This window comes from Paenibacillus tundrae (assembly GCF_030812775.1).
Classification (GTDB): Bacteria; Bacillota; Bacilli; order Paenibacillales; family Paenibacillaceae; genus Paenibacillus; species Paenibacillus tundrae_A.
The window spans coordinates 13314-36108 of sequence record NZ_JAUSTI010000023.1 but is presented as its reverse complement, the minus strand read 5'-3'; the positions used below and the strand labels follow the sequence as shown (position 1 = coordinate 36108).

The 22795-nt window shown below is 47.3% G+C and carries 21 protein-coding genes; all 21 read left to right on the top strand.

From position 1 onward, the window contains the following. Positions 1 to 5 precede the first annotated feature (5 nt). The 21 genes from spoVT (at position 6) to J2T19_RS25540 (ending at position 22795) form a co-directional block, all read left to right on the top strand. A complete protein-coding gene (gene spoVT, locus J2T19_RS25640; RefSeq protein WP_145053184.1) occupies positions 6 to 548 on the top strand; it encodes a stage V sporulation protein T in 543 nt (180 codons plus the stop codon). Positions 549 to 717: 169 nt separating this feature from the next. Then, positions 718 to 2412 (top strand): putative polysaccharide biosynthesis protein, encoded by a 1695-nt coding sequence (locus tag J2T19_RS25635; protein ID WP_307220963.1) that lies wholly within the window; start codon positions 718 to 720, stop codon positions 2410 to 2412. 353 nt (positions 2413 to 2765) lie between these two features. Further along, complete coding sequence (gene yabN, locus J2T19_RS25630) at positions 2766 to 4259, top strand: bifunctional methyltransferase/pyrophosphohydrolase YabN (protein WP_307220961.1); 1494 nt, start codon at positions 2766 to 2768, stop codon at positions 4257 to 4259. A gap of 305 nt (positions 4260 to 4564) precedes the next feature. Next, positions 4565 to 4837 (top strand): HU family DNA-binding protein, encoded by a 273-nt coding sequence (locus J2T19_RS25625; protein ID WP_056697421.1) that lies wholly within the window; start codon positions 4565 to 4567, stop codon positions 4835 to 4837. Further along, positions 4837 to 5115 (top strand): RNA-binding S4 domain-containing protein, encoded by a 279-nt coding sequence (locus tag J2T19_RS25620; RefSeq protein ID WP_056697423.1) that lies wholly within the window; start codon positions 4837 to 4839, stop codon positions 5113 to 5115. Before J2T19_RS25625 ends, J2T19_RS25620 begins: the two co-directional genes overlap by 1 nt. A gap of 176 nt (positions 5116 to 5291) precedes the next feature. Further along, positions 5292 to 5576, top strand: coding sequence for a sporulation protein YabP (yabP, locus tag J2T19_RS25615; RefSeq protein ID WP_056697424.1), 285 nt, complete (start codon positions 5292 to 5294; stop codon positions 5574 to 5576). Then, complete coding sequence (yabQ, locus tag J2T19_RS25610) at positions 5573 to 6142, top strand: spore cortex biosynthesis protein YabQ (RefSeq protein WP_145053189.1); 570 nt, start codon at positions 5573 to 5575, stop codon at positions 6140 to 6142. Before yabP ends, yabQ begins: the two co-directional genes overlap by 4 nt. 12 nt (positions 6143 to 6154) lie before the next feature. Next, on the top strand, positions 6155 to 6490 hold the full coding sequence (locus J2T19_RS25605; protein WP_056697428.1) for an FtsB family cell division protein: 336 nt from the start codon (positions 6155 to 6157) through the stop codon (positions 6488 to 6490). A 198-nt stretch (positions 6491 to 6688) separates the two neighbouring features. Continuing rightward, positions 6689 to 7210: a S1 domain-containing RNA-binding protein gene (locus tag J2T19_RS25600; protein WP_307220955.1), complete on the top strand. Its 522-nt coding sequence runs from the start codon at positions 6689 to 6691 to the stop codon at positions 7208 to 7210. Positions 7211 to 7753: 543 nt separating this feature from the next. Next, complete coding sequence (gene spoIIE / locus J2T19_RS25595; protein ID WP_307220953.1) at positions 7754 to 10261, top strand: stage II sporulation protein E; 2508 nt, start codon at positions 7754 to 7756, stop codon at positions 10259 to 10261. Between the two features lie 82 nt (positions 10262 to 10343). After that, a complete protein-coding gene (locus J2T19_RS25590; RefSeq protein WP_307220952.1) occupies positions 10344 to 11096 on the top strand; it encodes a VWA domain-containing protein in 753 nt (250 codons plus the stop codon). Further along, on the top strand, positions 11080 to 12027 hold the full coding sequence (locus tag J2T19_RS25585) for a serine/threonine protein kinase (RefSeq protein ID WP_307221027.1): 948 nt from the start codon (positions 11080 to 11082) through the stop codon (positions 12025 to 12027). The genes J2T19_RS25590 and J2T19_RS25585 overlap by 17 nt, the downstream gene beginning before the upstream one ends. A gap of 43 nt (positions 12028 to 12070) precedes the next feature. Next, positions 12071 to 13510 (top strand): tRNA lysidine(34) synthetase TilS, encoded by a 1440-nt coding sequence (gene tilS, locus J2T19_RS25580; protein WP_307220950.1) that lies wholly within the window; start codon positions 12071 to 12073, stop codon positions 13508 to 13510. A gap of 53 nt (positions 13511 to 13563) precedes the next feature. Beyond that, positions 13564 to 14103, top strand: a complete 540-nt coding sequence (gene hpt / locus J2T19_RS25575) for a hypoxanthine phosphoribosyltransferase (RefSeq protein WP_056697438.1) — start codon at positions 13564 to 13566, stop codon at positions 14101 to 14103. A gap of 100 nt (positions 14104 to 14203) precedes the next feature. Next, entirely contained in the window at positions 14204 to 16249 is a 2046-nt protein-coding gene (gene ftsH / locus J2T19_RS25570; RefSeq protein ID WP_307220947.1) for an ATP-dependent zinc metalloprotease FtsH, read from the top strand. Between the two features lie 333 nt (positions 16250 to 16582). After that, positions 16583 to 17521, top strand: a complete 939-nt coding sequence (gene nadA, locus J2T19_RS25565; RefSeq protein ID WP_307220945.1) for a quinolinate synthase NadA — start codon at positions 16583 to 16585, stop codon at positions 17519 to 17521. A 35-nt stretch (positions 17522 to 17556) separates the two neighbouring features. Continuing rightward, positions 17557 to 19173, top strand: a complete 1617-nt coding sequence (gene nadB, locus J2T19_RS25560) for an L-aspartate oxidase (protein WP_307220942.1) — start codon at positions 17557 to 17559, stop codon at positions 19171 to 19173. Then, positions 19170 to 20036 (top strand): carboxylating nicotinate-nucleotide diphosphorylase, encoded by an 867-nt coding sequence (gene nadC / locus J2T19_RS25555; protein ID WP_307220940.1) that lies wholly within the window; start codon positions 19170 to 19172, stop codon positions 20034 to 20036. The genes nadB and nadC overlap by 4 nt, the downstream gene beginning before the upstream one ends. A 6-nt stretch (positions 20037 to 20042) precedes the next feature. Next, positions 20043 to 20813 carry a type III pantothenate kinase gene (locus tag J2T19_RS25550; RefSeq protein WP_056697447.1) on the top strand — a complete coding sequence of 257 codons (771 nt, stop codon included), beginning with the start codon at positions 20043 to 20045 and terminating at the stop codon, positions 20811 to 20813. A 120-nt stretch (positions 20814 to 20933) separates the two neighbouring features. Next, on the top strand, positions 20934 to 21821 hold the full coding sequence (gene hslO, locus J2T19_RS25545; protein WP_307220937.1) for an Hsp33 family molecular chaperone HslO: 888 nt from the start codon (positions 20934 to 20936) through the stop codon (positions 21819 to 21821). A 23-nt stretch (positions 21822 to 21844) separates the two neighbouring features. Continuing rightward, on the top strand, positions 21845 to 22795 hold the full coding sequence (locus tag J2T19_RS25540) for a peptidyl-prolyl cis-trans isomerase (RefSeq protein WP_307220935.1): 951 nt from the start codon (positions 21845 to 21847) through the stop codon (positions 22793 to 22795).

The following is a 22795-nucleotide window of genomic DNA, read 5'->3' as shown; positions in this document are numbered from 1 at the left end:
TGTAAATGAAAGCTACTGGTATTGTCCGTCGTATAGATGACCTGGGTCGTGTGGTCATTCCAAAAGAAATCCGTCGTACGTTACGTATTCGTGAAGGAGATCCGCTTGAAATCTTTGTGGATCGAGATGGAGAAGTTATTCTTAAAAAGTATTCCCCTATTGGTGAGCTTGGTGATTTTGCTAAGGAATATGCTGAGTCCTTGTATGAAAGTACAGGTCATGTCACGTTAATCTCTGACCGAGATACCATCATCACGGTAGCTGGTGGCTCCAAGAAGGAATATTTGGACAAGCAGGTAGGCCAGTTGATTGAGAACTGCATGGAGAATCGTAAAACCATTATCGAGACTAATAATGGATCTTATGAAATTAGCAAAGATCATGACGAGACGTTATCTTCCTTTGTTATTGCGCCAATCATATCCGGTGGAGATCCAATCGGAACCGTCGTTCTGTTCAATAAGGATGAGTCGGTGAAGATGTCACAGATGGAAGTCAAAATGTCAGAGACCGCTGCTGGTTTCCTCGGTAAACAGATGGAACAATAAGTTTAAACAACTCCTGGTGCCTATAGGCAGACAGGAGTTTTTATTTTGTGGGTGTTCTAAATCGCAGACAATATAGGCATAAAAACGGAATTCGTCTATGCAGCTCCAGCCAGTTATAATAACAAGAGATTGTTATTGATCCAGATGTAAGGATACGCAGGAGGGACTTATGAAACAGCCATCAACAGGATCAAGGCTGCTGCAGGGCGCATTTGTGCTAGGACTTGCCGCCATTATCTCCAAAATTATTGGTGCCTTTCAGAAAATTCCGCTACAGAATCTAGGCGGAGACGGCGTCTTTGGTATATATAACACGGTGTATCCGTTCTATATGATGGTGATTACCATTGGGGCTGCTGGGCTGCCTGTTGCCATATCTAAGTTCGTGGTTGAACAGCATGTACTCGGTAGACCAGAAGAGGGAAGGCGAGTCATACGATTGTCATCTATGCTGCTGGGTGGGATCGGTTTGGTGTTAGCCGTCTTGATGTATACAGGCGCTCCATGGATCGGAAAATGGATCGGGAATGGACATGTTATTCCATCGATCCGCGCAGCCGCACTGGCTCTATTGGTTGTGCCATTGATGACGGGACTACGTGGGTACTTTCAGGGAATGCAGCAGATGGTGCCTACAGCCGTATCACAGGTCGTAGAACAGATCATTCGCGTCACAGTGATGATTGTGCTGCTGCTGTGGCTCATGGCCCGTGAGGCTTCGCTAGAAACGATTGCCGCTGGGGCGATGCTGGGTTCGTTTGCGGGTGGTTTCGCTGGATTACTGGCAATGCTTGTGTATGGATTACGCCATCGGAAGCAAATGCGGAAACTGGTTCAAGGAAAGAGTCCTGAAGCTCAGGACAGTGAAGTGGCGGGTGTAGATGCAAAAGGTCGAATAGGTGGTGCTGCTGAGCCTCAGCGATCCAATCGAGAGTGGATTCGAGCCTTGCTTGTATATGCAATCCCGGTCTGCCTTGGATCTCTGGCTGTGCCTTTGATGAATCTGGTGGACACGTTCACTGTACCGCGGTTGTTACAGAAAGAGGGATTAAACGAGCTACAGTCTATGGTGTCGTTCGGCATATATAACCGGGGATTACCGCTCGTGCAGATGGTGACGATGTTAGCAATGTCACTGTCGGTGCTCTTTATTCCGGCGATGGCCGAAGCCAAGCTTCGTGGCGGGCCAGAAGCCGTGAGACAGCAAGCGAGCCTGGCGCTGCGCTGGTTCTGGTTGATCGGCTTGGCAGCATCCGCAGGACTCGCGGTGCTGGCGGAGCCGATTAACCGCATGCTGTACGGTGATGCCGCAGGCACCGAAGCACTGCGGTACATGGCGCTGACAGCAGCGGGCAGCACCGTCAGCATCATTGCAGCAGCGCTGCTGCAAGGCCTTGGCAGCGTGCGCGCACCCGCGTTCAGCATGCTGGCCGCCGCAGGCGTCAAGGTGCTGCTGAACGTCTGGCTTGTGCCGACGCTAGGCATCGTCGGCGCGGCCATGGCTGGGGCAGCTGCCTATATGCTGGCGGCTGCCCTGAATGTGGCGCTACTGGCGCGATACAGCGCCCTGCGCCTAGCCCCTAGCGCCGTCCTAGCGAAGCCGGCGCTGGTGATTGCCGCCATGAGCTTGGCGGCGGCAGGCATGGCCTGGGCCACCGAAGCGCTGCTCGGTGGCATGGGAATCGCGGCTGACCGCAGGATCGCCGCGGTAGGCGTCAGCCTGCTTGGCGTAGCCGCAGGCGCAGCCGTGTTTGTGCTAGCGGCCGCGCGCACAGGCCTGCTCACCGCTGCAGAGCTAGTGGCTGTGCCTAAGGTTGGGCCAAGCCTAGCCAAAGTTTTACGCAGCCTGCGGGTGCTGCGCTAAACAAGTAGGCTTGGCCGCACGACAGGTCAGCATGACGCGCTAATCTCATTACACTGCCTATATAGCAGCTACAACGACCCATCCAAATCCTTCACAGGTTCGAATGCCGGTTACTGCTAAAACGAACGCGGTGTAATCCATACTCAACAGACTCAGATTTTGCAAAAATACATCAGTATAATCGCATATTATAGGATATCGTCTCATTCTGGTATAATACGTTTAATTATAGAGCGCTGCCTTGTGCGAAATTTCGTAGGTTGATCCATATTATTTTCATGACTCACTTATGGGATGGGTTCACATATCAAGAAATTACGCGGGCAGGTTGGTTCGGATGGAGGACAGGAACGATGAGTGCAGCTTTAACCGTAGTAGGTCTTGGATCAGGAGATGCAGATCAACTAACTGTAGGTATTATCAAAAAAATGAAACAAGCGGCCATATTGTATGTCCGCACATTGGATCATCCCGTATTGCATGATCTGAAGCAGGAAGGGCTGGAGATGACATCGTTTGATGCCATCTACGAGGCGAAGGACTCCTTCCCTGAGGTGTACGACGAGATTGCAAATCGTCTAATTGAAGCGGCTCGGCAAGGAGAGCCAGGAACAGAGATCGTCTATGCTGTACCAGGTCATCCTATGGTGGCAGAAGCGAGTGTACGCCTGTTGAAGGAACGCTGCCCACAGATGGGGATCTCACTTCGAGTGATGGGCGGTGAAAGTTTCCTCGATGAGGCATTTATAAGATTAGGCTTTGACCCGATAGAGGGGTTCCAGCTTCTGGACGCCAGCAGTTTGAACACGGAGCTAGTGCAGCCGCAACTACATACGCTTATTGGACAAGTCTATGACGTATTCACCGCGTCAGATGTGAAGCTTTGCCTAATGGACGTGTACCCAGACGATTATCCTGTATTTGTTGGACATGCCCTGGGAGTTCAGGGACAAGAGGTCATTCACAAGATACCGCTCCACGATCTGGATCGGATCGAGGGTTATGGTAACCTCTCACTCATTTATGTGCCCAAAAATACAGATGATGCATTGCGGCGGCGGTCATTTGCCCGTTTGCATGAGATTGTCAACATTCTGCGTAGCCCAGGCGGATGCCCTTGGGATCAGGAGCAGACGCACCAGTCTATTCGCAAAAACCTGATTGAAGAAACCTATGAGGTCATTGAAACCATTGATGAAGATGATCCCGACCACATGAAGGAAGAGTTGGGTGATCTTTTACTTCAGATTCTGCTTCACTCCCAGATGGAGGAAGAGGTAGGTACATTTAATGTGTATGATGTTATTGAGGGTCTGAATGATAAGCTCATCTTCCGTCACCCGCATGTGTTTGGTGAGAATCAAGCAGAAGATGCGAATGAAGCTCTGCAAAACTGGGAACAGATGAAGGCAGAGGAGAAGAAGCGCAAGGGACTGGATCAACAGCATGTTTCCATATTAGACGGAATACCACGCGACCTGCCTGCTCTGATGAAGGGATATAAGTTACAGAAGAAAGCAGCTAAGGTAGGCTTCGACTGGGATGACGTTAATGGCGTATTTACCAAAATTGAAGAAGAGCTGGCTGAGTTGAAAGAAGCTGTACAACAGAATCAAACTGCAGAAGAACAGAAGCTGGAGCTAGGCGATTTGTTATTTGCTGCTGCCAACGTGGCGCGATTCATTGATACCGATCCAGAAGAGGCACTGGCGGCAACAAACCGCAAATTCACACAACGCTTCCAGTACATTGAGGCACAGTTGCGTGAACAGGGTCGTACCCTTGCAGATAGCAATGTTAACGAGATGGAGCAATACTGGCAGGCAGCTAAGAAGGCAGGGCTATAACAAACCTTTGTTTTGGCTCTTATTGGGAAAACGTATTCCAAGATTGCAGCTAATGTGTTATGATACGAACAAGTGTTTCGTTTGAATAGGTAGACATACATGATTAAACCTTGGTTGTTTTGGGTACTGGACTTAGACTGCTGTTAGACAAGTAACCGCACGAAAGAAAAAAAGTCGTGAACCAAGGCAGGAATTCAGGTACCAAGCCAGAATACATGTGTAGTAACCATACGCGGGGTCAACAGCAACGATACGTTGCCAAGGCATCGCAGATACTTTTTTTTCAATTTGGGAGGCTTTTAAAAATGAACAAAACAGATCTGATTAACAACATTTCCACCAAAAGCGGTTTGACTAAAAAGGACGTTGAATCCGTATTGAACGGCTTTTTGGGAGAAATTACAGATGCACTTGCTAGCGGAGACAAAGTACAATTGATCGGCTTTGGCACTTTTGAGACCCGCAAACGTTCCGGTCGTACTGGCCGTAACCCACAAACAGGGAATGAGATCGTGATTCCTGAGTCCATCGTTCCTGCATTCAAAGCAGGTAACAAACTTAAAGAAGCCGTAAAATAATGCGTCTTGATAAATTCCTGAAGGTCTCCCGGCTGATTAAACGCCGCACTGTAGCCAAAGATGTCTCTGAACAGGGACGTGTTCTGGTAAACGGACGTGAAGCGAAACCTAGCGCCGCTGTTAAAGTGGGCGATGAGCTTACCGTTCAGTTTGGTCAGAAGCTAGTTACGGTGAAGGTGGAACGTCTAGCAGAGAGTACTAAGAAGGATGAGGCGAGCAGCCTCTATACCTTGGTTAAGGAAGAGCCGATCGCCAAGGACAACGGGCTGGACTGGTAACAGCACTGCCCAGCATACCCTTTTACAAATGAATAACCTTTGCATAGAAACGTCTTTCCCACCTCGGGGAGGGCGTTTTTGTAATGTTAGATAGGTAATGCTTCAGTGCGCAATCCTTTGGTTCTATTCCGTACTTCTGCTCCATAAGCTAGGTGTATGAAGGAGGGGTACATGCCATGGTTGAGCACGGTAAGGCTAAACAGCATCATTTGAGCATGCAAAATCGGAAACTGCTAGATCTGACAGGCGTCTCCAATGTGGAGAGCTTCGACAGTGAAGAATTTTTGCTTCAGACCGAACTTGGGCATCTGACCATCCGGGGGCACAATTTACATATCAAAAACCTGAGCCTGGAGGAAGGTCTACTGTCCATTGAGGGCACGGTAAGCTCACTTCAATATCTGGATCCCGGTTCTCAGAGTAAGAACAGTAAAGGCCTGTTTGGCAAGATGTTCCGATGAGTCCAGAAACACAATGGATCACATTGATGTGGATGCTGCTTTCGGGAGCCGTGATGGGAGTGGCCTATGACAGTTACCGGGTACTGTCCGGTCAACTTCGGTTTCCGAGATGGAGCATCCACACGCTCGATCTATTCTACTGGGTTGCCTCCGCGCTGTTCGTTTTTCGGATGCTATACGCCGGGAACCACGGACAACTGCGGTTTTATGTCTTTTTGGGGCTGATTTTGGGGGTTTGCTTCTATTTTTGGCTTTTAAGTGTTACAACCCAGCGTTTTGTGGTAATGTTAATTAAACTCGCAAGAACGCTGATTCATTGGTGTGGACATATCCTTAACATCCTGATCGTTATGCCAGCTAAAGGAGTGTACAAGTTAGTTCGTGTGCTATTAGGTTTTTTGCTCGCGATCCTGCTATTCCTCGGCAAGTTGGTATTGCAATGTTTGGTGCCATTCGGTAAGTTGTTCCGCTGGATGTTTAGGCCGCTCCTAAAATATTGGGTAACGCCACGCTTTTTGATCCGTGCGGGTGCAAGTATTGCAGCGATATGGAGACGCTTGTTTTAAGGAGGTCCGATAATGGGTAAAAAGCCTGTGGGTAGATCCACGGTTCCAACAGGTCAAGTTAAATCTGCGGGTGCACGAAGACGTCTAATGCTTTGGATGACATTTGTGATTGTTTTTGTCATTTGGGCAGGATACACCTTCCTTGTTCAGAGTGCGCAGATTTCGGACAAGAGCTCACATCTAGCTACACAGCAAGCTTCTAAGGAAGATACGTTGAAAAGGCTAGATCAGTTGAAGTATGAGGTCAGTCGGTTGAAAGACCCTGAATACATAGGACAACTGGCGCGCAAAAAAGGTTACTATTTACCTGAAGAGACACCAATTAAGGTGGAAGAGTCAGGTAACTGATGGAATTAGGCTCATTACGGAGCAAGGGTTATAACTCATATATCTGAAGCCGTCATACCGGAAAAAATAGGCTCCCTTATAGGGCAGAGCTCAGTTGACCTTGGTTTGCGGCATAAGGTATAATTAAACCAGCACAGCATTGATTTTGGCATTCAAAAAATCGGGTTGTATATTTTTAAGGGAGGATCATTTTATTCTATGGCAATTGAAGTGGGCACCAAGTTAGAGGGCAAGGTGACAGGAATCACGCATTTTGGAGCATTTGTGGATCTGTCAGGAGGTGTCACGGGTCTCGTTCACATCTCGGAAATCGCCGACAATTACGTCAAAGATGTCAACGACCACCTGAAGCTGAATGACCAAGTTACAGTAAAGGTTATCAACGTTGACAAGGATGGCAAGATCGGACTTTCCATTAAGCAAGCTGTTGACAAACCGGTTGAGCAACAAACACAATCCAGACCTCCGAGAGCTCCAAGACCGGAACGCAGTGGAGGAGATCGCGAACGATTCAGCGGCGGAGGCCCAAGTGGTGGCCAAGGTCGTGGTGGTGGCGGATTTAACCGTGACCGCGGAGGCCGTTCTTTTAAGCCCGCAGCAGGCAAACCTTCATTTGAGGATAAAATGTCACGCTTCCTGAAAGATAGTGAAGAGCGGATTTCTTCGCTCAAGAAAAACACAGAAGGCAAACGCGGAGGCCGTGGAGCTAAGCGCGTATAGTCTGTCTCAACCTGATATCTAATATAAGAAAAGCCGTTGTCCCATAGGACAACGGCTTTTTTGCATGCTCTTTTATTCGAATTGTAAGGTCTGTGTATGAGGCAACAACATATTTACGCATTTTGGGGTTTACTGTCGTCCTTGTACGATGGACGGGATTAGTCGTCTTTTTTGTAAACTTATGCTCGGTCTCACCGATTTTCTGCGCCCAGCTGAAGATGATATAAGAACATTTGTCGTCTACCATTTTTTACCGACACGTTTCCATGGCATTCCGCAGGTATCCCGGTGAATCCGAGCTTATGCTGGGGACATGACGGTTCATAATCAGACATACTGGCTCTGGCCTTAGAACGTCCAAACAGAAGAAATGGCAGTAAGGCCGGGGGATTGTCTCCTCCGCGCCAGTCGTATTTCTTTTGTCGTAAAGTTTTTGAATCCTACCCACCTATTATGACAAACTACGTCTCTCAATCTATCTATAATCAGAATCATCGAGAACGAAACACGAAAATAACAATTATGCGAATGGGGTGCCTTGGGATGATGGAAAAATGGAATGTCATTCAATTTCCGGGAATGAAAGCTGGTAAAGCAAGTGCAGAAGCTCGGGAGGAGCTGTCAGTGCGCCTCAAACAGTGGATTAGTTCCCGCAAGGCTGTCCAGGTCGTAGCTACACGTAAATGGGTAATCCTGCTCACATTTATGGGTTTCCTGCTTGGCAAGGCAATGATATTGAATGAATTGTCACCGTTCGCTATCGCTTACTTCGCAGTCATTGCTTTCATGCGTAGAGATTACATTATTCCCGTCGGTGCTGCATTGCTAGCAGGAAGTCTTTTTGCCCCATTTCCAGTCCCACTCATCGTTGCCACAGAAATCGCTATCTTCTATCTCTTTTATAGAGGTTTAGAGTCTTATGACCGTGCTGAATTATCTTATGCGCCAGCGATGGTGTTTACGACTACTTTTATGGTCAAGTTATTCGCTGTTGTCATTGGGCCATCGTTCAGTTGGTACGCCATGCTCATGCTTACGATGGATTCCGTACTCAGCTTCGTGCTTACACTGGTGTTTATTCAGGCAATACCGATTTTTACGTACCGCAAAAAAAAGTTCAACCTAAAGAACGAGGAGATCCTCTGCTTAATCATCCTGCTAGCTTCTGTCATGACAGGAGCCGTTGGGTGGACGATTCAGTCTTTATCCGTCGAGCATATGCTCTCCCGATATCTAATTCTGGTCTTTGCACTCGTGGGCGGAGCCCCCCTTGGTGCTTCCGTGGGAGTTATTACAGGGCTTATCCTGAGCCTGGCTGATATGACAGCCATATATCAGATGAGTCTTCTCGCTTTTGCAGGGATGCTGGCAGGCATGTTACGAGAGGGGAAACGAGCAGGGGTAGCGTTAGGCATGCTGCTTGGCTCATCGATCCTGGCGATTTATTTAGGCGGACCAGGTGATGTTATGAATTCGTTATGGGAGACCTGTGCAGCCATCGTGCTATTTATGTTAACGCCAAAAAGTATGATGACAGCCATATCCAAATATGTGCCGGGCACGCAGGATCATACCAAATCGCAGCATGAATATGCGAAGCGAATACGCGATGTAACCGCAGAGCGAGTAACCCGCTTTTCTCAAGTGTTTCGGCAATTGTCACGTAGCTTTGATCAGATGTCGGGCACGGGAGAAGTGGCACAGAATGAAGGCGGGATGGAGCATTTTATGAATGCTGTGGCAGAGGGATCATGTGCTAATTGCTTCAAACGGGCGCAGTGCTGGGATGCAAAGTTTATTCAAACGTACAAATATATGACCGATGTCATGAGCTCCATTGAAGCTAATCCTGAAATGTCTGGCAAGCAGATTCCAGCTGAATGGAACCGGGTCTGTGCCAAGCCTGAGGAGGTACTTGAGGTAATGAGAGCCCAATATGGGCTGTATCAGCATAACATGCAATGGAAGCGTCAGATCGTTGATAGTCGGCAGCTTGTGGCAGAGCAGCTATCTGGCGTATCCCAAGTCATGGAGGATTTAGCGAAGGAAATTCAACGTGAAAGTGAGGAGATGGTTCAGCAGGAGGAGCAGATTCGAGATGCACTTGAATCACTGGGGCTGTCTATCCACTCTATTGAAATTATAAATCTGGAAGCAGGGAATGTTGAAATTGAAATTGTACATGCGTATACACGTGGGTTCGATGAATGCCGCAAGATGATTGCGCCATTAATATCGGATGTATTAGACGAGCACATTGCAGTGCTGCATGAAACGATGATGGATGCTCGGCAAGGCTTAGCTACGGTAACCTTCGGGTCAGCCAAAACATATGAGATCAGCACAGGAGTAGCTGCGGCTGCCAAAGGGGGAGATTTGTTATCAGGGGATAGCTTCAGTACGGTTGAACTGGGCAATGGTACTTTTGCAGTGGCGCTAAGCGATGGTATGGGCAATGGGGAACGTGCACGCATGGAGAGCAGTGCAGCGCTGAATATCTTGGAACAATTACTTCAATCGGGAATGGATGAGAAGCTGGCCATTAAGTCCGTAAATTCTGTACTCATGCTTCGGTCACCTGAAGAGATGTATGCCACCGTAGACATGGCTTTGATTGATGAATATACGGCAGAGACCACATTTATGAAAATTGGTTCGACGCCAAGTTTTATTAAACGAGGGCAGGAGGTTATTCAGGTATCAGCTAGTAATTTGCCTATTGGTATTATCAAGGATATTGAGGTTGATCTAGTAACGGTGCAGCTGCAGCCTGGGGATATTTTGATCATGATGACCGATGGCATCTATGATGCACCCGGCTATGCCGTCAACAAAGAATTATGGATGAAGCGACTTATTCAAGAGATTGACAGTGACGATCCACAAGATGTGGCAGACTGCTTGCTTGAAAGTGTTATTCGATATCAGCAACATGAGATCTATGATGATATGACTGTGGTTGTAGGCAAAGTAGAGCATTATCGCCCGGAGTGGGCTACGCTTCGTGTGCCTGGCATTAATCGAATGGAACGACCACGAACGGTGAGTTAATTCTCTCTACTCTGTTTGAACTCTCTCCAATCTGGCAATGCTATTCATAGAGTTGGAGAGTTATGAAGCGGAGGGATATCGAATGAAGCAAATTTTGTTGATAACCGACGGTTGTTCAAATGTAGGCACAAGCCCAGTGCTCGCTGCTTCTGAAGCGAACGAGGAAGGGATTACAGTCAATGTTGTTGGCGTTATAGATTATGGCACGATAGGAGAATTAGGAAGCCGGGAAATAGAAGAGATTGCGAAGGCTGGGGGCGGGATCAGTCAGATTGTGGGGACAAGACAGCTTGCTCATACCATGCAGATGATGACTAGAAAAACAGTGGTTCAGACCATTCAGCAGGCGGTTAATAGAGAGTTAACGCAAATTTTGGGAGATCAACATCCCAAAACGGTGACTGACCTTGACCCAGAGCGGCGTGCTCAGGTCGTGGAAGTGATGGATAATATGGCGGAAACCGCCCCGTTGCAGGTCATTCTGTTAATCGATGTAAGTGCTAGCATGAAGCCTAAGCTTGCAGCCGTAGAAGAGGGAATTCGAGATTTGATGTTAAGTCTACAAGCGCGTGCTGGATCAAGCCGACTTTCGGTATTTCATTTTCCTGGACGTCACAGTGGTGAGGATGCTGTCATGGATATTAACTGGACAACCGATCCAAGTCGTGTCCGATCACTGTTCGGACGTCTGCAGATGAGGGGAGCGACGCCCACAGGTCCTGCGATTCAGAAGGTGATTGATTTTTACCGATATGGTACACTGGAGGGACAGCAGGAAATAGAAGGGAAATATCGCATTGAAAGAGAAGGGATGCTCGGTGACAACGTTGTCTGACGCCTCTTTCCCGCCAGGAACAGTTATTACTGGGAAATGGAATCGCAGCCGTTATACGGTTCGAAAGTTGCTGGGCAAAGGAGCTAACGGCATCGTTTTTCTTGTCCAGCGGGGTGAAAATGGCAAACACTATGCACTTAAAATGGGGTTTGATCCCGTAGATTTGCAATCAGAGATCAATGTGCTCAAATCTTTTCAGTTACAGCGCAATCATGAGGCCCTTCGTCAGAGCGGCATTCCCTCCTATCTCAAAGATGTGGATGATTATGCCGTTCGTGGCCGTGATATTCCTTTTTACGTGATGCGTTACGTTCGAGGTGAGGCTTTACATCACTTCATTCGACGTCAGGGTACGGAATGGACACTTTTGGTTGGACTCAGACTTCTGCAAAAATTGGCACAGCTGCATCAGGCAGGGTGGGTATTTGGTGATCTTAAACCGCAGAATGTACTCGTATCCGATTATGGTCATGTAGAACTTATTGATTATGGTGGAGTTACATCAATTGGTCGAAGTGTCAAACAGTTTACAGAGTGGTACGACCGTGGATTCTGGAATGCTGGAAGTCGGACTGCTGACAGCAGCTATGATGTATTTGCTTTTGCCATGCTAATGATTCATGTATTGGAGGCTGATGCGCTCAAGGCACTTGCTGCTGAAGGGTTACCACAATTGCGGAGTGTGAACCAACTGGTGAGCTTGGTAGAGCGGAGTGAACGACTCAGACCGTTTCGTCACTGGATGATCCAGGCGCTGCAAGGTCAATTCCGGGATGCCGAACATGCGACCAAGGGTTGGAAGGAGCTTATGGCTCGGCCGATTCCTTCGAGACGTCGTTCTCAGCATTCAACACCAAGATGGCTCAAAAATTCATTTGCTGTATCCGTTATACTACTTATTGGGGTACTGATCTATGCGCTTCGGTTCTAATGTCCAGGGTGCATATACATAACGTAAGGAATGAGGAAAAGGTATGGAAGCTTTACGCTGGGACAAGCTGGTGAAACATGTTCTGGATGCAGCGGAAGAGCATCAATTATGGGTTCCTGGGGATCGGATTGTCGTCGCTGTGTCGGGCGGGCCGGACTCGGTGGCTTTTTTGCATATCATGCACGAGATAAGCTTAAGCCATGTGCCGTTAGAATTGATCTGTGCTCATGTACATCATGGATTTCGAAGTGAATCCGATCAAGAAGCGGAAATGGTGGAGGCACTGGCAGCCCGTTTGGGATTGCCGTTCGAGTGGATACGAGCAGATATTCCTTCTTATATGAAGATTACAGGTCAAGGATCTCAAGAGGCTGCACGAGATAGACGTTATGCATTTTTACATGAGGTGGCAACCAAATACGATGCAGCAAGCATTGCACTTGCTCATCATGCCGACGATCAGGCGGAGACGGTCATGCTTCATTTGCTGCGTGGCAGTGGCCTATCTGGACTGAGTGGAATGAAGTTTAAACGGCGCGAAAAAAATGTGGAACTTATTCGTCCATGTCTTCGTATAAACAAGACAGACCTTGTAGAAGCTTGTAATACCAGGGGATTTCCGTACTTTACGGATGAGAGTAACTCCCTGCGTAAATATCGGCGTAATGCTATTCGCTTGGATGTCCTTCCTTTTTTGGGGCAGTATAATGGACAGTTAACGCCGTCATTGAATCGACTCGCTGAAATTGTAGGCGATGAAGACGATTTCATGGAACAAGGTGCATATGACGCATACAGGTGTCTAGTGCAGGAGAACGGCGGAAGGCTGACCTTTGAGGTGCCTTCCTTTTTGAAGTTACATGTCGCTTTACAACGAAGGTTGATTAAACTAATATTGAATTATCTGCCTTTGGACAGTGATTTTGTCGACTTTACCCGTATCGAAACCATTCGTCGGAAGGTGATAGAGCCCTCTGTGACGACCTGGAGCCTGGATATCGGACAGACACTTGTCTGTACCCGGGAGTATGATTTGATCTCCTTTGGTATACGGAATGACGTACAGGATCAAACCTACGAGTATCGTCTGACGAATTGGAATGAAACGCATGAGTTTCCTCTCTTCGAAATCAACCGATTTCTTCGCTTGACGACCGTAATCCCCGAGGACTATCTTGCACCGGAATCAGCGAACCAAGCCGCATTTGATGTGGATCAACTGGTTATGCCGCTGATTGTGCGTTCACGGTTACCTGGAGATACCATGAAAGTCATGGGATTAAACGGAAGCAAAAAGGTGAAAAATATTTTCATCGATGAAAAAATCCCACCCTCTGTCCGTCCACGAATACCAGTGGTATGTGACGGAGCGGGCAACATTATTTGGTTGCCTGGTGTTCGTCGCTCGAACGTAGCACCGGTTCAAGAGGATACTTCCGCAATTTTATACATGACTGTAGGCGATTCAGCGATTCAGGGGTAGTGGTTATGGTTCAGGTAAGGCTTTCATAGTATAACTTTAGGAGGTTCGCACAGTTGCAGAACGATATTCAAGAAGTATTGATTAGCGAAGAAGAGATTCAGAGTAAGGTTAAGGAACTAGGCGCAACATTAAGTGCCGAGTATGAAGGTCGCAACCCTTTGGTCATTTGTGTGCTCAAAGGTGCGTTTATATTTATGGCTGATTTGGTTAAGAACATAACGGTACCTGTTGAAATGGACTTTATGGCAGTATCCAGTTATGGCGCTTCCACCAAATCGTCAGGGGTTGTCAAAATCATTAAGGATCTGGATGTTTCGGTTGAAGGTCGTGAGGTTCTGATTGTCGAAGACATTATTGATAGTGGACTCACACTCAGTTATCTAATTGATCTTCTTGAAAACCGTGGCTCCAAGTCTGTGCGTGTAGTCACGCTGTTTGATAAGCCATCAGGCCGCAAGGTCGAGCTAGAAGCTCATTACACAGGCTTTGACATTCCTGACGCATTCATCGTTGGATACGGTTTGGATTATGCTGAGCAGTACCGGAATCTTCCTTATATCGGGATTTTGAAGCCGGAAGTCTACACCAGCTAATATCATCCTGGACCCAAGCCTTGAGAGTTTCCTGGCTTCTGTTGAGAAGCCATGTCGGGCTATGTTAAAATAATTAAAGTGTCTCGAGAGGAGGTAGGGGATGAATCGGTTCATCCGGAATTCTGCTTTTTATTTAATTCTTTTTTTAGTCGTGGTGGGCATAGTCCAATTCGTCAGCAATGGCGGCGAAGCCACCGATAATCCTAGATATGATCAGTTGCGTGCAGCAGTTAAGGCCAACAATGTCTCTGAATTGACGGTTCAATTCGACGGTCAGTCGTTTCTGGTAACCGGTCAATACAAAGAGAAGCCTGCAGAAGCCAAATCAGCAAACTTCTCAACGTATATTCCTCCTACGGATGAAGCGATTAGTGAGCTTGTAGCGGCAAGTGAAACTAATAATTTTCAGTTTAATCAGGAGCCAATGAGACGTGACAGCATCTGGCTGACACTGTTGACCTCTTTTATTCCTTTGATCATTATGTTCCTGTTGTTCTTCTTCCTGTTTAATCAGGCGCAAGGCGGCGGCGGTAAAGTAATGAACTTTGGTAAAAGTCGGGCTCGTCTCTATAACGAAGAGAAAAAACGGGTTACGTTTGAAGACGTTGCGGGTGCTGATGAAGAGAAGCAGGAACTTGTTGAAGTCGTTGACTTCCTCAAAGATCCTCGTAAATTTGCAGCAGTAGGTGCACGTATTCCTAAGGGCGTATTGCTCGTAGGTCCTCCGGGTACTGGTAAAACATTGCTCGCACGTGCCGTAGCCGGTGAAGCGGGTGTACCGTTCTTCAGTATTTCCGGTTCTGACTTTGTAGAAATGTTTGTCGGTGTCGGTGCATCACGTGTACGTGATTTGTTCGAAAATGCGAAGAAAAATGCCCCATGTATCATCTTTATTGATGAGATTGATGCTGTAGGTCGTCAGCGTGGCGCTGGCCTTGGCGGTGGACACGATGAACGTGAACAGACGCTCAACCAGTTGCTCGTTGAAATGGACGGATTCGGCGCTAACGAAGGTATCATCATCGTAGCTGCAACGAACCGTGCAGATATTCTTGACCCTGCCTTGCTGCGTCCAGGACGTTTTGACCGTCAAATTACGGTTGACCGTCCAGATGTTAAAGGCCGTGAAGCTGTCTTGAAAGTACACTCTCGTAACAAACCTCTGACCAAAGATGTGAAGATGGATGTTATCGCAAAGCGTACAACGGGCTTCTCTGGTGCTGATCTAGAGAATCTCTTGAACGAAGCGGCATTGCTTGCAGCACGTCGTAATCGTAGAGATATCTCCATGAAGGAAGTTGACGAGGCGATTGACCGCGTCATTGTTGGTACGGAGAAGAAGAGCCGTGTTATCAGTGACCGTGAGAAACGAATTGTTGCTTATCACGAAGCAGGTCACACCATCGTTGGTTATTTCTTGGAACATGCCGATATGGTACATAAAGTTACGATCATTCCGCGCGGACGTGCGGGCGGATATGTAATCATGTTGCCAAAAGAAGATCGTATGCTTGTCACCAAGCAAGAGCTGCTCGACAAAGTAACAGGACTCCTTGGAGGCCGTGTTGCAGAAGAGTTATTTATCGGCGAAATTGGTACTGGTGCATACAGCGACTTCCAACAAGCGACAGGTATTGTTCGTAGCATGGTTATGGAATATGGTATGAGTGAAAAATTGGGTCCAATGCAATTCGGAAGTTCACAAGGACAAGTGTTTCTTGGTCGTGATATTGGACATGAACAGAATTACTCGGATTCCATTGCATATGAGATTGATCAGGAAATGCAACGCTTTATTAACGAATGTTACGAGAAATGTAAGGACTTGCTCGTAAAACATACGAGAGAGATGCATCTGATCGCTGAAACATTGCTTGAGGTGGAGACTTTGGAAATGGATCAGATCAAGCAATTGATCGAGACTGGTTCTCTGACTCCGATAGCTGAGAGCAACAATGATGATGAAGGTACGCCAAGTGAAAGTGGAGAGCCAATCGTTGATAACATCGGCGATGTGCGTGTCCGTATTCAAGGCAAGGATGAAACACCTGGAACACCATCGGGTGATATTCCTAACGAAACTCCGAATCTGGATAAACCTAACGGTAATGATCCAGATGATGGTGGAACGAAACCAACATCATAATCTAAATGAATGATCTGTCTAATGACAGATACACAGAGGAGAGCCCAAGGGCTCTCCTTTTTTATGTCATAGAATCAGTTCAAGGGATAATGATACGTATACCGATTATTTTAAAATTATATATAACGGTAATGACGAGATTGAGGAAGAACCATGCAGAAAATGGGTAGTTATCAGGCAGTTCTGGAGACATTTCATTTATTGACAGAGTCGTGAACGTTGTGTACATTAGGTGTTAAACCGCTTGTGATTCGTTTCTCAAGCGAAAAATGATGACGTAGGCAGTCATACGAAACAGTGAATATCGCTGTCCCGATAAGGAGAGGATCACAGGTGGAAGCTCTGGCTTTAGAGCGCAAGGCTGAGATGAACCGTGAGCTGCGTGAGCGGCTGATGGAGTTGAAAAAGGAACGTAATGCTATTATTCTTGCTCATTATTACCAACGTGATGAAGTACAGGAAGTTGCTGATTTTCGCGGAGATTCATTTCTGCTAGCTCAAAAAGCTGCAGAGACCGATGCAGATGTAATCGTATTCTGCGGGGTTCATTTTATGGGTGAAAGCGCTAAAATTCTGGCACCAAACAAAACGGTTATTATTCCGGATGAACGTGCAGGTTGCCCGATGGCCGATATGGTCAACGTTGAAGGGCTCCGTAAGTTAAAAGCACAACATCCAAATGCCAAAGTAGTTACGTATATCAATTCCTCGGCGGAGATCAAAGCAGAAACGGATATCTGTTGCACCTCAGCAAATGCTGTTAAAGTGATCCAATCTGTTGATTCCGATGAAATTATCTGGGTACCTGATAAAAATCTAGGTCATTATGTGCAGCAACATACGGACAAGAAGATGATTATCTGGGAAGGGTACTGTAATACCCACGATATGCTAACGGTTAAAGATGTTGTAGAGATGAGAGCGAAATATCCGAATGCTGGATTTGTTGTCCACCCTGAATGTCGTCCAGAAGTAGTGGAGATGGGCGATTTTGTAGGGAGCACTACGGCTATTCTTGAATACTGCAAGAAGTCCACAACGAAAGAGTTCATCGTAGGTACAGAAGATGGAACAGGGTATCAGCTCCGCCTGGATAGCCCAGACAAACAGTTTCATTTTGCCACCAAATTTCTCGTTTGCCCTAACATGAAGGTGAATAACCTGAAGAAGCTAGTGAAGTGTCTGGAAACGATGAAGCCGCAAATTTACGTACCACCAGCTGTTGCTGACAAAGCCAGAGAATCACTAGAGCGTATGTTATTGGTGAAGTAACATGCGTTACTCTTGCTCCAAGACGGGTGAATAATATGATACCTTCATACTTAGTCGATTTTGATCTCTCCTCGCTGCCTGTAGTCGAGACGGATGTGCTAGTGATTGGTTCAGGCATCGCAGGACTGTTCACGGCCATCAAAGCCGGTGAAGAGCGCCGTGTGTTGATGATCACGAAGAAATCGTTATTGGAAAGTAACACACGGTATGCCCAAGGAGGAATTGCCGCTGTCATTGCAGAGGATGATTCCCCCGCATACCATTTGCAGGATACGTTAATCGCTGGAGCAGGCTTATGCCGCTCCGCAGCGGTTGAGGCGTTGGTGAATGAAGGCCCAGATGGTGTTAAGGAATTAATCAGACTGGGAACAGCATTCGATGAGGAGAACGGCGTGCTGGCGTTGACGCAGGAAGGAGCGCATAGCCACCGCCGTATTTTGCATGCAAATGGAGATGCAACAGGGTATGAAATTGTGCGAGCACTGGCTGTAGTGGCGAATGAACACCCTGGCATTGAAGTATGGGATGAACATTTTGTTATTGATTTGATCACTGATCATGGTGAATGTATAGGAGCCCTTGTCCAAAAGACAGATGGCTCACAGGTGTTTGTAAAAGCTCAGGCAACCGTTTTATGCTCTGGCGGTGCTGGACAGTTGTATCGATACACTACGAATCCAGAGGTTGCAACGGCTGACGGGGTAGCTATGGCTTATCGTGCCGGAGCTGTCATTCGGGACATGGAGTTCATTCAATTCCATCCGACCTCCTTATGTTACCCGGGAGCCCCACGTTTCCTCATATCGGAGGCGGTACGGGGTGAAGGTGCTGTTTTGCGCAATGTGAAGGGCGAACGTTTCATGGAACGCTATCATGAACAGCTTGAGCTGGCTCCTCGTGATATTGTAGCTAGAGCGATTGTCAGTGAAATGGAAGCCACTAACAGCACCTTTGTCTACTTAGACATTACGCATGAATCAACCGAACTGATCAAGCATCGCTTCCCTACAATTTATGAAACCTGCATGCGGTACGGGCTTGATATGACCACAGACTGGATTCCAGTTGCACCTGCAGCCCATTACATGATGGGTGGTGTGAAGACAGATCTTAGCGGCGAGAGCAGTGTTGGCAGGTTGTTCGCATGTGGTGAGGTTTCATCTACAGGGGTACACGGAGCGAATCGTCTGGCGAGCAATTCCTTGTCAGAAGCGATCGTGTTTGGGCGAAGAATAGTGGAGCGAGTTCTCTCCCTTCCGCCTCTAGCTCCAATCCGTTATGAGCATTTTGCTGGAGGTATTGGAAGAAAAGTTGTGGCGGAGCAAAGACCTATATCTGAAAGACGTCTACGACTACAGAAAATGATGGTTCGTTATGTTGGTCTGCGCCGTAACGGGGTTAATCTGCAAGGAGCTATGGAACAGCTTCAGCATGAGTTGCACTATTTTGACCAGATGCTTACACAAAGGGAAGAGATGGAGTATGCCAACCTTTTGACATGTGCATGGCTAGTGACTACAGGTGCGTTACATCGGCAGGAAAGCCGAGGGGCACACTATCGGGAAGATTTCCCGCAGCGTGATGATGTAGTCTGGCAGAAGCATAGTCTGCAGCAACGAGAACAAGCGATTGTGGAGGAATTGATGTCATGATATTGAACGGATATAATGAAGAACTCATCGAACGAATTAAAAGCTGGCTTCGTGAGGATGTTGGTGCAGGGGATGTGACCTCCAGTGTAACGATTCCAGCAGGCCATCAATCCAAGGCAGTTATTCATGCCAAAGACAATGGTATCATTGCAGGTATCACTGTAGCTGAACTGGTGTTTCAAGTCGTAGACCCTACAATAGTATTTAAACCGAAGGTTCAAGATGGTGATTTGGTTACAACAGGTACTATACTGGCTGAGGTGGAGGGAAGTACACACCGTTTGTTAACGGGTGAACGGCTGGCTCTGAACTTGTTGCAACGGATGTCGGGTATTGCCACACGTACGCGTTCTTATGTTGATGCACTCGAAGGCCTGGCCACGAAGCTGGTAGATACACGTAAGACTACACCAGGTCATCGATTACTTGAGAAGTACGCCGTGCGTGTGGGTGGTGGATCGAATCATCGCTTTGGTTTATATGATGCGGTTATGATCAAAGATAATCATATCAAGGGTGCAGGCGGTATCACAGCCGCAGTTGAGCGTGCTAGAGAAGCTATCCCCCATACCATGACCATTGAAGTGGAGACGGAAAACCTGGATCAGGTACGAGAGGCATTGCAAGCTGGAGCAGATATCATTATGCTGGATAACATGCATCCAGATCGCATGCGTGAGGCAGTCTCATTAATCCACGAGCAGTCTCCGCATGTGAAAGTTGAGGCTTCAGGTAACGTCTCTTTGAAAACCATTCGTGGCATTGCAGAGAGTGGTGTGGATGTAATCTCAGTTGGCAGGTTAACCTACTCTTTTGAGAGCCTGGATATCAGCCTTGATTTAAACGAAAAGAAAGAGGGGTGAACCTCTTTGATTCTTGTAGTAGACGTGGGCAACAGCAATATCGTTCTTGGTGTATATCAAGGTCGAACGTTGCTCCACCATTTTCGCTTGAGCACATCTCGTCAGTCCACAGTGGATGAATATGGCGTATTGATTTATAATTTATTTCATATGTCCGGCATCTCTACACGTGACATTGAAGGAGTTATCATTTCATCTGTCGTTCCACCACTGGTGAATGTGATTGAAACGATGTGTGCTAAGTATGTTGGCAAAAAGCCAATGCTTGTTGGGCCTGGAATTAAGACAGGGCTTAATCTACGTTACGAGAACCCTCGTGAAGTAGGTGCAGATCGAATCGTGAATGCAGTAGCAGCCGTTCATAAATATGGGGGGCCGCTTGTCGTTGTTGATTTTGGAACAGCGACGACATTTGACTGTATTGACGAGAAGGGCAATTATTTAGGTGGTGCCATCGTACCAGGCATTCATATTGCCACAGAAGCACTGTATGAGCGGGCCTCAAAGTTACCCCGTATTGAACTAGAGAAACCCAAGAAGGTCATAGGCCGTAATACCGTTCATGCCATGCAGGCGGGCATTATCTATGGGTATGCAGGGCAGGTAGACGGGATCGTGGAACGCATTCGTGAGGAGCTGGGAGCGAAGCCAAAGGTGATCGCGACCGGTGGACTTGCTGCCTTGATTGCAGAAGAAACCCGTAGCATCGAAGAAGTCGATCCGCTGCTTACGCTTGAAGGGCTGCGTATCATTTATGAGCGGAACCGGGAAAGGTAAGAACAAAGGGCGCAGACAGCGGGCTGATTAGACAGTCTTACATGTTGTGCCGTTTTTTTTCTTCTACATTAGATGAATACACAATAATACATGGCAAAACGCCAAAGGAGGCTGAATGACTTGGAAAACAAAAAACAAGATCGATTGATTCGAGGTACAGCAATGGATGGACGGGTTAGAGCATTTGCTGTCCAGACGACAGAATTGGTTGAGGAGCTGCGCAGACGACACGATACGTTTCCCACGGCTACAGCTGCCATGGGGCGTACCCTTACAGCTGCGGCTATCATGGGTGCTATGCTTAAAGGAGAAGAGAAGCTCACCATTCAGGTTAAGGGCGATGGTCCAATCGGCCAGATTGTAGCAGACGCCAATGCGAAAGGCGAAGTGCGTGGTTATGTTTCCAATCCACACGTGCACTTGCCTAGCAATAGTATGGGTAAACTGGATGTTGCAGGTGCAGTAGGAACGGAAGGCTTCGTCAATGTAACGAAGGATCTTGGACTGAAAGAGCCTTATCGCGGTAGTGTCCCAATTATTTCTGGTGAACTGGGTGAAGATTTCACGTACTATTTTGCTAAGTCAGAGCAAACGCCGTCTGCTGTAGGTGTAGGTGTTCTGGTTGATACGGATAACTCCGTGATCGTCGCAGGTGGATTTATTGTACAGCTCCTTCCTGGTCTGTCTGATGATGAGATTACGGTTATTGAAAAGTCGATCGGCAATCTGCCACCAGTTACAACTTTGCTGGATCAAGGACTTGAGCTCGAACAATTGTTGACTCGAATCCTCCCTGATGTACAAGTACTAGATGAAATGGATATTCGATTCCGTTGTGAGTGTTCACGGGAACGCGTAGAGCAAACGCTCATTAGCTTAGGCCAATCGGAGATGGAACAATTGATTGAAGAAGAAGGCCAGGCTGAAGTGGTATGTCAATTCTGTAATGAAGCGTATGATTTCAATAAGGAACAACTCGAGACCATTCTGGAGCAAGCCAAGAACTGATTCTAGCGGGGACGGGATACGGAATGACAAGGCAAGAAAAAGGATTGTGGACGGCTGTAATTGTCTTGACGCTTGGTATGCTTGTGATGGGTTCGGTCATGGTGGTGCAGAGTCTCAGGACAGGTCGTGAAGAGGGTGAGCTACCCCATGATTCGGGTCAAGAGGAAGGTAGCGCTGTAGCCACCATTAATGGTGAGGTAATCACGGATAAGGAATGGACAGATGCCCTGAAGAAGCGCTATGGCAGTGAATTACTGCTTCAGATGCTTAACCGCAAAGCAGTATATGCCGAAGCCATTGCACGTAATCTAACAGTAACACCTAAAGAAATTGCGAAGGAACTTACCAATGCAATGGATGGATATGATTCGGAGCAGTCGTATTACGACGAGATGCAGTCTCAGCTCGGATTATCTAGGCAGGATCTTGAACTGGAGGCGGGGTATAGGCTTCTCCTGGAGAAGATTGCAACAATCAATATTCAGATTAAGGATTCAGATATCGAGCGTTACTGGAACGAGCATCAAGAAGATTACGTCTCCCCAGAGAAGTATGATCTGTCCATGATTGTGGTGAAGGATAAAAGAGAAGCGGATTCCTTATTAGAAGCTTTGGAAAACGGGGCAGACTTCGAGCAGACCGCACGCGTCGAATCAACCGACAGCTTCTCTCGTGATTTGGGTGGGAAACTAGGCTGGATTGAGCAGAATGATCCATTTCAACCCGAAGAAGTATTGAACCTTGCAGGTCAATTGGAGATTGGTGATATTGCAGGACCTGTAGATATTCAAGAAGGATATGCCATCATCAAATTGAACGATATTCAGGAACGTCAGGAGCAATCGGCAGAAGAGGCTCACGAAGAAATTCGGATGCAACTGGCATTAAGTCAAGCAGACCCTCTTCCCCAGGTGGAAGAAAGACTTCGAAACAAGTATGAAGCGGTGGTCGTTTCCGATATTCCGGCGTCATAA